Genomic DNA, 13,622 nt, shown 5'->3' on the forward strand with positions numbered 1-13,622 from the left:
AAGACGACGCAGCAGCAGCATCCTCAGCCCGGCGGGCCCCGTCGCACAGCCATCGCTGGCCCGTACGCCCGCACCGCCGAGACCACTGCATGCGTCCTCGCTCGCACGCGTCCGGGGGCTGCACACACGAGGAACGGATCATCCCCGCCCACCTCAAGGGCCCGGCAGAGGCACCCCTGAGGGTCGCGAATACCCGTCTAGCTGTGGGATCACCAGCCCGAGGAGGGAAGCAACGTGCCAGGCCCCCGGAGCGGCTCGAGCACCGGGCCAGGTCCCGTACGCCGGCTGGCCCCACGGCCGCGCTATTGCAGTGCCTTGCGCACCAGCCCGGCGAATCCGTACTTCGAACTGCTGTCGTCGAGCCGTCCGAGAAGGTCGGTCACGGCTGCCGCCTGAATCGCCGGCGCCCATCGGGACTGGAGCTCCATCAACGCAGGCGCACTTTCGGCGTACAGCACTTCGAAGTGGCCGCTATTCGACAGGACGACGAGGAAGCAGGGGGCACTGCCTTCCTTGTCGGTATGCACGCGATAAATCTCCAGCCACAAGGGGATGTCGTCCTGAGTGCCGAGGCCGCCCCACTTGTAGTAGCCCGCGCTTTTGACTTGCTCGTCCCAGTCATCGAGGTGGCTGAAGGGGGCGAGGGGGTCGCTTTCCAGCTGATCCCACGTACCTGAGGTGGTGAGCATGAACGGCAGCGTCGTCATACGCACACCGTGCCGTACGTTGCCCGCCCTGCGCTGGTGTTCTGAGACATCCTGAGCGCCGGCGGCAGGACCGCGGCCGCGGGGGACCGCGGGTCGTTGCGCTGGCACCCTTCTTCACATGCGCCGTCCGCGCGCACGAGCTGGCCGCCCGACGGCCTGGCTGGGCGTACGGTGCACGTATGGCCGGGCAGGAGCTCCGGTGCGCGCACTGCTGGAAGCCGTTGCGGGCCACCGCCCGCAGCAGCCCACTCGCGTGCGCACCAGGGGCTGCCACCGGCGCCGTGCCTCGACGCCCGGTTCTACTCGGCCCTTGGGGAGGATCGGACCGGTGAGTAGCGGCTCCGTCAGGCGCTGGTGGCGGCTGTGCCCCTTGCGTTTGCCGGTGGGGATAATCAGGTCGGGCTGAATCCGCTCCACGGACTCGCCGAGCGCGCGGCGCCGGAGGACGGTGTGCAGCATGTCCTCGGTGATGACGGGTGGCCGGCCGCCGCGCTTGCCCTTGCGGGCCGCGGTGTCGATCTTCCAGGGTCGACTCCCGGATGTTCTCCCGCTCGGCGTCACGCCCGACAGACTACGGACCCGCTGTGCCTCGCGACGGCACATGCGGCAGGTGGTCCGCAGGGGGTCTCACGCCACGTGCAGGTGCCGACCTCGGCGCGGGGGCTCCTCCTCCTTCGTGGCACGCGGTTCCGGCACGGCCTGGAGGGGGCCCGACTCGGCGGTATCCTCGGGCTTGCGGTTCAGCTTCGACCTGAGGCCGTTGAGCTTGCTCTTGATGTGCGGCGCGGCCTTCACGGCGACGGCACCGAGCGCAGCGGCGGCGACGGTGGCGGCGACGCCGATCACCACGCCGTTCGCGACGCCTTTCTGACGGCCTTCTTCCCTCGCCTCAGCCCTGATCTCGTCTAGTTCGGCGTCGGCCGGGTAGAGCACGGCGTGTCCAGCGAGCACGTTAGCGGCGTCCCGCAGGAGGGCGCTGATCCCCCCGGGACTGCTCGAGTCCGAGAGGCTCGTCCCAGCCGGGCGTTCCACCACGAACACGTCTCGGATGGTCCCGGTCTCTTCGTCATAGGCCATGGGAGCACTGTAGGGGGCAGCACCTTTGCCGGGACGGGGTATCCGGCAGGTGGCCTGGCCGAGGTGCTCTTCTGCCGACGGCGTTGCCGCACCACAATTTCGAACATGCGAGAAGAGGACCTCTACACCGAGCAATACTTCGGCGACGAGCAGCAATCGGTCGCCGAGGCGCCGCAATGGCAGCAGCAGGCGTTGCCGACGACGAGGCTGAACGTGCAGCACAGGAACAGGAACCCGTACCTGGACTCTATGACGGCGAAGGTACTCCTGGGCGACTACTTCGACGCCGGGTATCTGCCGCCAGCGGAGGTCGTCGCGGCGGTACGGCACCAGTCGTGGAGGGACCTGGAGTACAAGGGGGGTTCGCTCGACGTCGCCGGTGACCGGCTGTACGTCCTGTTCTTCAGGTCCATGTGCTCGAAGCTGTCGTACGTCAAGGTCGGCCGGACGAAGAAGGACGACAAGAAGCAGGTCCGAAAGCGGATCATGGCGCATGAGAGCGAGGCCAAGATCGCCCAGGCGGTCCTTTTTGACGCGTGGATCTCCCCTCCCTGCGTGTCGGCCGTCGTGTGGGAGAACCGCGTCAAGGCGCACTTGAGTGCTGCGGCGGCGGAGGACATCATTCCGGTCGAGCAGGTGAAGGCCGAGTACTTCCGTGGCATCGCCTTCGGCGCTGCTGTCCGGGTTGCCCGGATGCACGAAGACCGTAGCGGGGTTGTCTTCCTCGCACCGTGATGTCCGGTCCCAACAGCTACCACGAGCGATGGCCTCAGTACTTCCGGCCAGGCGAGATCCCCATCCTCTGGACGGTGACCAGGCCCGACATCGATGGCATCTTCGAGCTGGCACCGCACACAAAGGACCCGCGCGATCTTCCCGGGACCCTTTCGTCGGTGGGGAGCGTGAGAACTTCCTGACCTGGTACACGCACCCGCTGCACGCCGACACGGGGGGAGCCGCTGAACTGGCTGCCTCTCCCAGTCGTCGACCGGGGGTGGAACGCAACAGCGGGACACAAGGGCGGCTTCATCCAGGAGGCGACAGATGGAAGCCGGCGCCGCTCCAGCCGACGATGAATGTCGTCGAGATCGGACGAGCGGCCGGGCTCTGGGTTCCAGAACTGAGCTGATCTGCCCCGGGGCGGTGGTCTTCTCGTCTAGCGCCCGGGCAGGCATGCTCAGGAGATGAACCTGCCCAGCAGCCCACACCTCGTTGTCTACGCCGACGAGTCGTCAAACTCGGGCCAGAACCTGCTCGACCCGGACCAGCCGGTGTTCACGGTGGCGGGGATCCACCTGCCCGATGAGTTGGCAGCGTCCATAGTCGACGAGGTTCGAGCCCAGCTCCCGCCCACCCAGGGAGAGCCCAAGTACGGCTCCCTCGCCCGGTCGGCACGAGGCCGCAAGGCCCTGATGCGGGCCTTCGAGCAGCTTCCAGAGGGGAGCACCCGCAGTTACGTGGTGGACAAGCAGTTCATGGTAGTGACGAAGATGGTCGACGTGCTGGTTGAGCCGCTGGCACACTCGGTCGGCCACAACTTGTACGAGGGCAAGGAGGCCCTGGCGCTGGCAGAGATACTCCACATGGGCGGGCCGGTCCTCGGAGACACCACCGCCTACCAGAAACTGCTTAAGGGCTTCGTGGACTGGGTTCGGCAGAAGGTCACCACCGATGATCTGTTCGCGATCTTGACCGCCTACAGGGACTCGGTGGCGACGCAGCAGGGTGACTTCGCCGGGCTGGTTGATCTGCTCACCTACTCGCGTAGCGTCGCCGACGAGACCGCCAGCGACATTGCGGCTGGCAGAGAGCCAGATCTGCTCGACCCGGCCGTGCCGTCGCTGTACTGCCTGGGCCACAGCTTCGGGGAGTCCATCGGGCAGTTCCGCCTCGTGCACGACGCCTCGAAGGTGATAGACCGGAACGAGGCGCTGCTACGCATGACGCACCTCGACCTGGCCCGCCCGGGAGAGCTCATGAAGCCGTTCCCGGCTACGCAGATCGACTTTGCCGACAGTAGAGATCACCCACAGCTGCAACTCGCGGACTGGATAGCCGGAGCAGCACGGCAGTGGGCCTCGCATCTGGCGGTCGGCGGAGGGGACCGCTTCTCGCAGGAGCTGGAGGCGACGGTGCGTCCCTGGGTGGTCGACGCCATATGGCCTGCCAGCCCGGAAAGGTGGCAGGCCATCGACCATGACGACGATGGACAGCCTTGATCAGAGCCCGATGCCGTCGGTGGCTGCGTCCTCGAAGAACTCGCCCTCGGCGACGTACTCCCAGAACACCGGCGAGTTGGTCGAACCAGCCGCCCTGCGCGCGAAGCTTCTCGACGCGCTTGCCGCTCTTGCGGCCGGTGGTCACCAGTCCGCGCCGGCCGGAGTGTCCGATGATGCGGCGGCCGGTCATGCCGGCGTACCTCGCGGCCCGGGCCATCGCGCTCCGACACCGTCCGGCGAGAGCCTCTGGGCGCCCAGGCTGCCCCACTGGTCGACGTACACTAACGCCGGTCCGCCGGACTCGGCTCCGGCGGCGAGCTTGGCCTCCAGCCAGGCATTCCAGCAGCGAACCGGGCAGCTGTCGGGGTGCTCTCCGTAGGTGACGGGCACGGTGCGGCCGGGTCGTCCCTTGACCGAGGGGACGTCCACCTTGAGCCCCTCGTCGGTCGGTACGACCTGCGGGTCGTCGCCTTCGGACATCTCCTCGTGCGCCGGGCGACAGCGAACTTGAGGGTGTTGAGGGCCCGGTTCGGCAGTCGCGCCAGCTCCGGCACCACGTAGCTCCGCCGGTGGCCTCGGGCGTCGGCCGACTGTCCGCGTCGTTCGTGACCGCGGGCTTATCGCTAGCCGGGGCCGTTAGTCCGGAAGCGTCAACGGTGGCGACGATGCTTTGGCGCCTGGGAGATGATGCGGTCACCCACTGACGTACGGCGCCCGGCCCTCGTCGGCTACGCTGCCATCTCTCAACCGGAGGGGACTTCCTGACACGGCCCTCGCATGTAGAGCAGTCCGTGACGCAGACTTGTGCTCCGGCGAATATACTAAGGGCACCAAGTTACTCAGGCACGAAAGGCCCTCCACCACGGTGGAGGGCCTTTCGTATGTTATGCCTGTTTTGCCGTCAATCTCAGGCGACCTGGAGCTTCGGTCGGCCGGTCGCTGCCGGCGGTGCCTGGTGGTACGTCGGCAGCTTCAGGTTGGGCAGGTCCCCGGCCTGGATGCGGACGAGGGCAGCCCGGAACGCCGCCTCCATGCTCTCGGGGCTCTCGTACTTCGCCGCGAGGGGGTGGAGCCGGTAGGAGTTGCCGTTGCGTTCCTCGCTGCGCGGCCTGAGCACGATGTTCAGCTCGCACAAGGGCGCCATCAGTCCGCTGACGGCCTGCGGGGTAACCCCGTACTCGGCAGCCATGTCCTTCTGCCGAACCGGAAGCGCTCCCCCGAAGTCGCTGCGGGAGACGAGGTACTGAAGGAACTTGACGGCAGACCCCGACAGCGGCAGGGCCCAGATGCGCTCCGCGATGATCGGAGACATGACGTTAGCCATGGAACAGCATCCTTCCTCGTGAGCGGGCGCCCGCGCAGGGGCATGGCAGAACTATCACCCGGTACGCCTCCTCGCGCGATAGCTCTCCTCCACCACGGGGCCGAGATCCAGCTCCTCCTGGTGGGCGCCTTCGGGACCCACCGCGTAGGGGAAGACCTCGGTGTCGTGGTCGTGCCGGTCGGCGATCTCGGCCAGTACCTCGTGCTGAGCGGTGCTGTTGCCGTGGAACCACAGGCGCACGTTGATCTGGATCCGGCCGTTGCCGGCCTTTTCCACCCAGTTGTAGCCGCACAATGCTTGGACTGCCCGGTTGACCGTGGACCGAGTGATCATCTTGCCGCCCTTTTGCGCGGCAATCTTGTTCAGGCCGTCCGTGATCTCCTGCTGGGTGTACTGCGTGATGCCCGTCCCAGGTACCTGTCCTCCCGCGACGAAGAGGAACACGCACAGCTGGGACTTGGTGATGCTGTTGGCAACGGCCAGCTGGGCCAGCAGCTGCGTGAACCAGTTGCTGGCCAAGCTGTACCCGGAGCCCCCGGCCATGTCGTGGACGGCGCGCGGGTCGGCCGCATACTCGAGGTGGACTCCGGTGAGCCGACGGCGCCCTTGTCGAGCAGGCCCGCAGGGTCAGCAGGTCGAGAAGCCCGCCGCGACGCCCACAGCACCGGCTATCTGGAGGGCATCGTCCAAGCCCTGCTGCAGTCGGGGGTGCGTACCGTCGTCGCCACGCTTTGGGACGTCGACGACACGAGTTCACGCGCCCTCTTCGCCGACTTCTACCGGCGACTCATGGGGGACGACGGGCGTCCGGCGCCCTGGCGCGCGCTCTGGGAGGCGCAGCGCGCAATGCTACGACAGCCCGAGGAACCCTGGCAGAGCCATCCCTTCCATTGGGCCGCCCCGGCCCTGTTCGGTCTTTGGAGGCACACCGCATGACGACGGACCCCCACGTCACCGACGGCCTCGACGAGCGCTCGCTCATCCTGGCCCTCCAGGAAGTCACCGAAACCCTGACGGCCGCGACGGAGCCCGAGGGCCTGCCCAGGGACCGGGACGAGGTCCAGGGCCTGCTCGCCGCGTTCCTCCGAGCAGGCGGCCGCGATGCAGCGGAACTGGGGCCGCTGGACGAACCCGGGCAATACGAGGCGGCCCGACGCGTACTCGCGGAGCTGGCCCGGGATCCCGTGACCCGGGTAGTGGCCGAGCCGGTACTCTCCGACCCGCCGGCCGACACCCGGCTGGGAACCGAGCTCGTAGGGCCCTCGCTGGTCGCTATGGCCGGCCTGGTGACCTGGTTGCAGACGAAGGTGGACGTACGGATCAAACGCAAGGACGGCAGGACCGAGTTCGAGTTCCGCGTGACCAAGGAGTCCGCGCCAGCCACGGTACTCAAGGAGCTCGCGGCGACGGTGGCCCGCCTGTGGAACGGTCCGTCCCAGCCGTAGCGGGTGCCAGGCCGCGCCCCTGCCGTGGAGCGCACAGAAACCGCTGCGCTATGCGGGGCGGAGGACGGGATCGATCTCTGCCAGGCTTTCGTGCAGCCGACGGGCCCCCCGGGCAACACGCTCGTCTGTGTCGCCCGACATCTCGTCGCAGAGCCGTAGCGCCTCGTCCAGGTCGTCCGAGAAGATGCTGAAGACATCGAAGATCGCGGTGTGGATGTAGTCGGCGTGGTTGTCGTTGGCGATTGCCAGTGCGGACGCGACTATCGTCAGTCCGGCCCTGTCCTTTCGCCGAAGCAAGCCCTCCGCGGTCCGCCGGGTGACGAAGGTGTCACCCGGATCGAGCACAAGCCCCAGCAGTGGCTCTACGGCCTCCGGCATCTCGGCGAACCCTGCCAGGCTGTGACCGGCATCCGCCCGGTCACGCCAGTCATCGCTTCGCCCGAGTTCGCCAAGCGTCACGACCACCGCGCGCCGCAGGTCACTGTCCACGGACTCGCCCGCCCCTTCCCACGATTCCGGTCAAAATATCACCGAGGCGCCCTACTGGATGATCGCCAGGACAGGTCCTAGTGACCTGAGTCAGAGATTTGTCGTTGGTTTGGGTATGAGTCGTCCTGGTCCGAAGATTCCGCCGTTGTCAGTGACCGATGCCCAGCGTGCTGTGCTGGAGGGTTGGTTACGTCGTCGTTCGACGGCTCAGGCTTTGGCTCAGCGGTCGCGGATCGTGCTGGAGTGTGCGGAGGGGCACTCGGTGATGGAGGTGTCGCGGCGGCTTGGGGTCGCTCCGGATACGGTCCGCACCTGGCGGCGGCGCTTCCTCGAGCACGGTCTGGACGGGCTCGGTGACGAGCCGCGGCCGGGTGTCCCGCGGAAGATCACCGACGAAGACGTCGAGCGGGTGATCGTCAAAACCCTGGAAGAGACACCGAAGAACGCGACGCACTGGTCGACGAGGTCGATGGCCGCGGCGACGGGTATGTCGCAGTCGACGGTTTCACGGATCTGGCGGGCGTTCGCGCTGGCCCCGCACCGTTCGCAGACGTTCAAGCTGTCGACGGATCCGCTGTTCATCGACAAGGTCCGCGACGTGGTCGGCCTCTACCTGGACCCGCCGGAGAAGGCATTGGTCCTCTGCGTGGATGAGAAGTCGCAGATCCAGGCCCTGGACCGGTCCCAGCCGGTCCTGCCGATGATGCCCGGTGTTCCCGAGCGCCGCAGCCACGACTACATCCGCGCCGGCACCACCACCCTCTTCGCGGCCCTCGAGGTCGCGACCGGCAGGGTGATCGGATCACTGCACCGCCGCCACCGGGCCGCCGAGTTCAAGAAGTTCCTGGCCAAGGTCGACAAGGAGGTCCCGGCAGATCTTCAGGTCCACCTGATCCTCGACAACTACGCGACCCACAAGACGCCCGACATCAAGCGGTGGCTGCTGGCCCACCCGCGGTTCCACCTGCACTTCACACCCACCAGTGCGTCGTGGCTGAACCTGGTGGAGCGGTGGTTCGCCGAGCTCACCCAGAAGAAGCTCAAGCGTGGAGTCCACCGCTCCGTCCAAGCCCTCGAACGCGACATCCGGGCCTGGCTCGCCGACTGGAACGAACACCCCCGGCCCTTCGTCTGGACGAAGACCGCCGACGAGATCCTCGACAAAGTCGCCGCCTACTGCCACCGAATCTCTGACTCAGGTCACTAGTAGTGCTTTGTTAGCTGGGCTTGTCATGGTTGGGGTCTGGTAGTTCGCTGGCTGTATGAGGGCTGGGGAACTTGCGGCGGTGCGGGCTCGGCTGGAGGAGTTCGCCTCTGACGTGTTCGCGCCGCTGGTGCGGCGGGACCAGCGGGCCAAGGGCTCGCTGTATCTGCGTGGGCTGCTGCTGGACGGCCGCAGGAAGTCGATGCAGCCGATGGCTGACCGGCTCGGGGTCGATCATCAGCAGTTGCAGCAGTTCATGACGTCTTCGACCTGGCCCGTCGACCAGGTGCGGGCCCGGCTGGCATGGCGGGCGGTAGCCGCGGTGCGGCCGCAGGTGTGGGTGGTGGATGACACCGGCTTTCCCAAGGACGGTCGTTCCTCGCCCGGGGTGGCCCGCCAGTACTCCGGCACCCTGGGCAAGGTCGGCAACTGCCAGATCGGCGTCAGCGTCCACGCCGCCTCGGACACCGCCTCATGCCCGCTGTCCTGGCGTCTGTTCCTGCCCGCTGCCTGGGACGGGCCTGAAGCCGAGGCCCGTCGGCGGGCCTGCCGGATCCCCGACACCGAACACCACCGGCCCAAGTGGCAGCTCGCCTTGGACATGCTCGACGAACTCGACGGCCACGGGCTGCGGCCCGCCGTCCTGGTCGCGGACACCGGCTACGGCGCGAACGCCGACTTCCGCCACGGCCTTGAAGACCGCGGCCGAGCCTACGTGCTCCAGGTCAAAGCCGAGATGACCGCCTACGGCGAGGACGCCGAACCTCAGCAGCCGGCCTACGGCGGCCTGGGTCCCCGGCCGCTGCCCCGTTACCGCATCCGCCCGGTCTCCTTACGCGAGCATGTACTGGCCGCGGGCCGCGGCAGCGGCCGGACCGTGACCTGGCGCAAGGGCTCGAAAGCGGCGATGAGTTCGCACTTCGTCCTTCTGCGGGTCCGGCTCGCCGGACGTCGTCCCAAGCCGGCCGACGACGGCACGATCCCGCTGTCCTGGTTGATCGCCCAGTGGCCCGAGGGCGAGAGCGAACCGGTGAAGTACTGGATCTCGAACCTGCCCGCCGACATCCCCGCCAAGGACCTCATCCGCCTGGCGAAAGCCCGCTGGCGGATCGAGCACGACTACCGCGAACTCAAGACCGCTCTGGGCCTGGACCACTTCGAGGGCCGCTCGTTCACCGGCTGGCACCGGCACGTCACCCTCGTGACCGCCGCCCACCTGTTCCTGACCGAACAGCGGAGGACCCCAAAAGCCCCTGCCAGGGCCTGACCCTCTACCAGGCCCTGGACCTCCTCCAACACCTCATCGCCACCTGGACCGGCACCTGCCCCACCTGCCGACAACCCGTCCCAAGGCCCCCCGACACCAGCTAACAAAGCACTACTAGACGCCGGTTCGACGCACGGCATCAACGAAGTGCGGGCCGCCCCCAGGGCTGGGGGCGGCCCGCACTTCTGGATGCCCGGCTACTGAGCGCGGCGGTCCCGCTGGTTGGGGAACTTCTTCCCGGTGGTCGGCTCGGAGGCCTTGCGCTGGCCCGGGACGGTGGGGATGGCGCGTTGGTTGTCGCGGGGCTTGTCGTGCGCGTTGCGGTCCATGACGTGTCCTTCCAGTGGGTTCTGCTGACGGGTGCCGGGGCGGGTACCGACCGCCCTCCGACAAGAAAAACATTACGGCAAAAACAGACTTTCGAGGAGGATTTCACGCGGCGCGGCGCGATCGGATGGAATGGCTTCCCGGCGCCGACGTGCGGCACGGAGGGCGCCGCAGTGTCGTGCGCAGGGTGGATGTCAGTGGGATGCGCAGGGTTATGGCAGTGGCGGCGCAGAGTTCGTGTCGGTAGGTGTTGGCGGCTCGGCGAGCATCCGCAGGCTGTAGAGCACGTTGTCGTGGAAGCGGTCGATGATGTCGCCGCGGGTGACCATCTCGGCGGCGGCGAGGTTTTGAAGGGCCTGTCGCTGGGCGGCGTCGTGGGGGTCGGTTCCGCCGTCCGGGCGCCGCAGGAACACCGACTTCGCCCGGCGCCCGGACTCGCCGACCTTCCACGCCGCGCGCTCGGCCGGGGTCAACTCACGGTGGAACTCGACCTGCATCGTGCGCGGTGCGATGGGAGCGGCGTCCGCCCAGCCCTCGCGCAGGAAGTCGGGTCCGGGGAGCCGGCGGTGGGGCGACGTCTCCGCCGTGCACCGCGCCCGTTAGGCAGGCGTGCTCGCTGCTCTCGACCGCACCCATCCTCACATCGCCCCGGTCACCGTCCCCCACACCGCCCCGGCGGTGTGGCTGGTGGAGGGATACAGCGGCCCTGGCCAGGATGAAGACGCCATGAGCTTGGACCGCACCGGGCACACGTGTGACCGGGACCGTGAGACGGCCGAGGGAGTGGAGCGCCCGGCCCCGGGCCGGCTGCGTATCCGGGGTCAGGCCCCGCAGCTACCGGCAGCCTCAGCCCGGCGCGATGGGGATCTGCATCCGCACCAGCATGGCCGCGGCCTGTCCGTGGTGGATCGAGGAGCAGGCGGGGCGGATGGGCCTGCTGTGCGCCGAGTGTGGACGGGACCTGCGCGAGAACGACGGCGACCGCGTGCCCTACAACATCCCGACCAGGTCCGGCGGCTGGCGGCTGGTGTGCGAGAGGTGCTGCGACCACGGCATCCACGTCATGGACCAGCCGCAGATCGCCCCGGGTCCGGCGGTGCCCGCACCGCGGTGCCCGCACCCCAGGCCCCGGCCGACACGCCAGCCACCGTCGCCCCTCGGGGGTAGCACGGGTTACCAGAAGCGGCCTTCGCAGAAGTCGTCGTTCGCGCCCCATGTTCGGTAGGCCACTCCGGTCCAGCTGTTCGGGTCGGCGACCAGGTGGCTGGCGGCCATGTCCCTCAGATGGGTACTGACGGCGGCCCTGCCCCCGGACTTGAGCTGCCTGACGAGGTGGTGGTGGATGCCCCTGAGGGTCTGGTTGGCCTTGATGCTGTACCGCCGTCCCAGTTCTAGGAGGTCGAACTGGCGGCGGACGCGGGCGGTGAGGGTGCCGCCCCAGCCTGGCGGAGGGTTGACGAAGTACGTCAGGCGGCCCGCGTCGAGGGCGGATGTGGCGAGCGTCGCGTCCAGCCAGTTCACGGTGTCGGTGTGCTCGAAGTACGGGTGCAGCAGCACGTCCTCGGCGTCCGCGGCCGCCCGGTCGTTCTTGATGTGGTTGCAGATTCCGCAGACCGGTACGAGGTTTTCGGGGGCGACGCACAGGGCTGGGTAGGCTGCCTTGGGCATGACGTGGTCGAGCTGGGTCACATCGCTGTGCCGGCACAGCGGGCACAGCTCGTCCTCAGGGGCGTCCATGAGTGCGTCGTAGATGTCGCGGCCGGGCCCCTTCGTCATGCCGCTGCCGTAGACGATGTCCGCGACCCGCTTGTCGGGTATGCCCTCGATCTTGAAGTTCTCCGCCTTCAGGTTGTGCAGGGTGCGTGCTTGGGCGGCGATCCGGAGGGTCGTCGCGGCCTCCTCTGCGGCGTCGGCTGCCTCGCGGAGGCTGGCTCCGAGGTTCCCATTGGCCGCGGTGTCGCGAGACTTGCTGGTGCAGGTCTCCCAGCTGCTTCTGGCGCTGACCGTGGGCGGGTTCAGCGGCCACATCAGAGCTCCCCTCCCTCGCGGTCGGCCAGCAGGATGCGGACGAGGCCTCTGGCCTCGTCCCCGAGCTGCCCGCTGAAGTGGTTGATCACCTCTTCGTAGTCGCCGAACTCGTGGACGGCCCTCTCGACCTCGGCGTAGAAGCCGGACCTCATCACTTCGAGGCCGAAGATCTCGTGGGTAAGGACGCCGACGTTCTCGCCGTACGTCTCGTATCGGGGGCGCCGGGCGCGGATGTGCTGGCCGTTTCGGGTGATCTTGTAGACGCAGGTCTTGGGAACCTCCTGGAGTACGACGGGGGAGTGCGTCGCGGTCACGGCGACACCGTTGCGGTCCGTCAGCAGGTCGGACAGCGCCCGGATGAAAGCGGACAGCAGTGGGGGGTGCAGGTGCGCCTCTGGCTCGTCCAGGAGGACGAGGGTGCGTTCGGCGACCAGATCCACGAGCCCGGTGAGGGTGAGCAGGACGATGGCGTGTCCCGAGCTGAGGTCCATGAAGACATCGCGCCACAGGCGGCCCGATCCCGTGTACAGGGCGCTGTGTCCGGGGCGCTCCCCGAAAACGACCTCGCAGTCGTCGAGGACGGCGGTCTGGAAATGCCGATCGCTGTTCAGCCTCTCCAAGGCCTCCAGCCAGCGCTCGTAGCGTCCCGAGGTCATGATCGACTCAAGGCTGTCGATGAACTCGTCTGCTTTCGAGCCCGGCGTGATGCCGACGTGCCTGTAGCGGGTCGTGGGAGAGGGCGGCCTGACGCCGGTGTACGTGTCGAAGGCGCTGGAGCTGACCAGTAGGACGTTGGCGAAGGTCTGCGGCTCTCCGAACTCGGTGGGAAGGTGCACGATTCTGCCTGCGGTCGCTTCGAGGAGGCCTCCGTGGTTCACGGCGGCTTGGGCTAGGGAGTGCAGGAGGGTGGTCTTCCCCTCGCCATTGCGCCCGATGAGCACGTGGATGTTGGTGGGGGGTGTCGATTCGGGCGTGACCTCGAATTCCAGCGGTCCGCGCGCTGGGAGGGAAGGGTCTGTCTGCGGGGGGTGGTAGTCGAACCGGTAGTCGGCCAGCCGTCGTCCGCCGGCTGCGATGCGGTTGAACTGGCCGACGACGGTGTAATCCGCGACGCTGCGCAGAAGCGATTGGCGGACGGCGCTGGTCCACCGCGCGGTTGCGAACACGCCCAGATTCAAGGCGAGGTCGTTCAGGCCGTTCAGGATTTCGCGGCACATAGCCGGTCCGAGGTCCTTGATCCTCTCGTAGTACAGGTCGTCCTGGCCGAGGGAGACCCAGTTGCCCAACCTGCGCGGCAGTCCGCCTTCGTAGATGCCGGTGGGCAGTGGGCTGGGACCGGGCTCCTGGTCGAGTAGGGCGATCTTGACGCGGCCTATCTCGACCGGCAGGGTGCTGGGGCCCCGCCGGATCCAGAGGTCGAAGCTGGTCTTGTAGTGGTGGTCGTCCCAGCGGTCCGGGACGAGGAGAGCGGCGCGGGGGCCGGCGTCGGAGGGGAAGGCTCTGGTGGGTTGGACGATGAACCGCACGGGATTCTC

Annotated in this window: 15 protein-coding genes; 6 read left to right on the plus strand and 9 right to left on the minus strand. The window is 67.9% G+C overall.

Annotated features, from left to right (window positions below; all coding sequences use genetic code 11):
* Positions 1-302: 302 nt before the first annotated feature.
* Both BGK67_RS34695 and BGK67_RS34700 read right to left on the minus strand, forming a co-directional pair.
* Positions 303-707 (minus strand): hypothetical protein, encoded by a 405-nt coding sequence (locus BGK67_RS34695; protein WP_069924521.1) that lies wholly within the window; start codon positions 705-707, stop codon positions 303-305.
* Between the two features lie 627 nt (positions 708-1,334).
* A complete protein-coding gene (locus BGK67_RS34700; RefSeq protein WP_069924522.1) occupies positions 1,335-1,784 on the minus strand; it encodes a hypothetical protein in 450 nt (149 codons plus the stop codon).
* 105 nt (positions 1,785-1,889) lie between these two features.
* On the opposite strand from BGK67_RS34700, the gene BGK67_RS34705 reads away from it, so the two are divergent.
* Entirely contained in the window at positions 1,890-2,519 is a 630-nt protein-coding gene (locus tag BGK67_RS34705; RefSeq protein WP_069924523.1) for a hypothetical protein, read from the plus strand.
* Between the two features lie 449 nt (positions 2,520-2,968).
* Positions 2,969-4,003: a DUF3800 domain-containing protein gene (locus tag BGK67_RS34710; RefSeq protein ID WP_069924524.1), complete on the plus strand. Its 1,035-nt coding sequence runs from the start codon at positions 2,969-2,971 to the stop codon at positions 4,001-4,003.
* Between the two features lie 907 nt (positions 4,004-4,910).
* Here the strand turns inward: BGK67_RS34710 and BGK67_RS34720 are convergent.
* On the minus strand, positions 4,911-5,327 hold the full coding sequence (locus BGK67_RS34720; protein WP_069924526.1) for a hypothetical protein: 417 nt from the start codon (positions 5,325-5,327) through the stop codon (positions 4,911-4,913).
* A 54-nt stretch (positions 5,328-5,381) separates the two neighbouring features.
* On the minus strand, positions 5,382-5,870 hold the full coding sequence (locus BGK67_RS34725; RefSeq protein WP_244291560.1) for a hypothetical protein: 489 nt from the start codon (positions 5,868-5,870) through the stop codon (positions 5,382-5,384).
* A 63-nt stretch (positions 5,871-5,933) separates the two neighbouring features.
* On the opposite strand from BGK67_RS34725, the gene BGK67_RS34730 reads away from it, so the two are divergent.
* On the plus strand, positions 5,934-6,263 hold the full coding sequence (locus BGK67_RS34730) for a CHAT domain-containing protein (RefSeq protein WP_167739675.1): 330 nt from the start codon (positions 5,934-5,936) through the stop codon (positions 6,261-6,263).
* On the plus strand, positions 6,260-6,772 hold the full coding sequence (locus BGK67_RS34735) for a hypothetical protein (protein ID WP_069924528.1): 513 nt from the start codon (positions 6,260-6,262) through the stop codon (positions 6,770-6,772). Before BGK67_RS34730 ends, BGK67_RS34735 begins: the two co-directional genes overlap by 4 nt.
* Positions 6,773-6,820: 48 nt before the next feature.
* Here the strand turns inward: BGK67_RS34735 and BGK67_RS34740 are convergent, their stop codons facing one another.
* Positions 6,821-7,261, minus strand: coding sequence for a hypothetical protein (locus tag BGK67_RS34740; protein ID WP_244291561.1), 441 nt, complete (start codon positions 7,259-7,261; stop codon positions 6,821-6,823).
* Between the two features lie 115 nt (positions 7,262-7,376).
* Here BGK67_RS34740 and BGK67_RS34745 point away from each other — a divergent pair, with 115 nt between their 5' ends.
* A complete protein-coding gene (locus BGK67_RS34745) occupies positions 7,377-8,468 on the plus strand; it encodes an IS630 family transposase (RefSeq protein ID WP_069918364.1) in 1,092 nt (363 codons plus the stop codon).
* Positions 8,469-8,523: 55 nt separating this feature from the next.
* Positions 8,524-9,732, plus strand: coding sequence for an IS701 family transposase (locus BGK67_RS34750; RefSeq protein WP_107488906.1), 1,209 nt, complete (start codon positions 8,524-8,526; stop codon positions 9,730-9,732).
* Between the two features lie 197 nt (positions 9,733-9,929).
* On the opposite strand, the gene BGK67_RS40875 is transcribed toward BGK67_RS34750, so the two are convergent.
* The 4 genes from BGK67_RS40875 to BGK67_RS40560 all read right to left on the minus strand — a co-directional run bounded on the left by BGK67_RS40875 (position 9,930) and on the right by BGK67_RS40560 (position 13,613).
* Positions 9,930-10,061 carry a hypothetical protein gene (locus BGK67_RS40875; protein ID WP_279628746.1) on the minus strand — a complete coding sequence of 44 codons (132 nt, stop codon included), beginning with the start codon at positions 10,059-10,061 and terminating at the stop codon, positions 9,930-9,932.
* 210 nt (positions 10,062-10,271) lie between these two features.
* A complete protein-coding gene (locus BGK67_RS34755; RefSeq protein WP_069924529.1) occupies positions 10,272-10,556 on the minus strand; it encodes a hypothetical protein in 285 nt (94 codons plus the stop codon).
* Positions 10,557-11,232: 676 nt separating this feature from the next.
* Positions 11,233-12,087, minus strand: a complete 855-nt coding sequence (locus tag BGK67_RS34760) for an HNH endonuclease (protein WP_069924530.1) — start codon at positions 12,085-12,087, stop codon at positions 11,233-11,235.
* Positions 12,087-13,613: an AAA family ATPase gene (locus BGK67_RS40560; protein WP_069924531.1), complete on the minus strand. Its 1,527-nt coding sequence runs from the start codon at positions 13,611-13,613 to the stop codon at positions 12,087-12,089. Before BGK67_RS40560 ends, BGK67_RS34760 begins: the two co-directional genes overlap by 1 nt.
* Between the last annotated feature and the right edge of the window lie 9 nt (positions 13,614-13,622).

The sequence above is a fragment of the Streptomyces subrutilus genome, assembly GCF_001746425.1.
Classification (GTDB): Bacteria; Actinomycetota; Actinomycetes; order Streptomycetales; family Streptomycetaceae; genus Streptomyces; species Streptomyces subrutilus_A.

What these genes read in the sequence shown, in the direction of transcription:
- BGK67_RS34705 (WP_069924523.1), top strand. Translation starts at nt 1,890, where the DNA reads ATGCGAGAAGAGGACCTCTACACCGAGCAATACTTCGGCGACGAGCAG.
- BGK67_RS34700 (WP_069924522.1), bottom strand. Translation starts at nt 1,784, where the DNA reads ATGGCCTATGACGAAGAGACCGGGACCATCCGAGACGTGTTCGTGGTG.
- BGK67_RS34750 (WP_107488906.1), top strand. Translation starts at nt 8,524, where the DNA reads ATGAGGGCTGGGGAACTTGCGGCGGTGCGGGCTCGGCTGGAGGAGTTC.
- BGK67_RS40875 (WP_279628746.1), bottom strand. Translation starts at nt 10,061, where the DNA reads ATGGACCGCAACGCGCACGACAAGCCCCGCGACAACCAACGCGCCATC.
- BGK67_RS34695 (WP_069924521.1), bottom strand. Translation starts at nt 707, where the DNA reads ATGACGACGCTGCCGTTCATGCTCACCACCTCAGGTACGTGGGATCAG.
- BGK67_RS34710 (WP_069924524.1), top strand. Translation starts at nt 2,969, where the DNA reads ATGAACCTGCCCAGCAGCCCACACCTCGTTGTCTACGCCGACGAGTCG.
- BGK67_RS34760 (WP_069924530.1), bottom strand. Translation starts at nt 12,087, where the DNA reads ATGTGGCCGCTGAACCCGCCCACGGTCAGCGCCAGAAGCAGCTGGGAG.
- BGK67_RS34720 (WP_069924526.1), bottom strand. Translation starts at nt 5,327, where the DNA reads ATGGCTAACGTCATGTCTCCGATCATCGCGGAGCGCATCTGGGCCCTG.
- BGK67_RS34755 (WP_069924529.1), bottom strand. Translation starts at nt 10,556, where the DNA reads ATGCAGGTCGAGTTCCACCGTGAGTTGACCCCGGCCGAGCGCGCGGCG.
- BGK67_RS34735 (WP_069924528.1), top strand. Translation starts at nt 6,260, where the DNA reads ATGACGACGGACCCCCACGTCACCGACGGCCTCGACGAGCGCTCGCTC.
- BGK67_RS34725 (WP_244291560.1), bottom strand. Translation starts at nt 5,870, where the DNA reads ATGGCCGGGGGCTCCGGGTACAGCTTGGCCAGCAACTGGTTCACGCAG.
- BGK67_RS34745 (WP_069918364.1), top strand. Translation starts at nt 7,377, where the DNA reads ATGAGTCGTCCTGGTCCGAAGATTCCGCCGTTGTCAGTGACCGATGCC.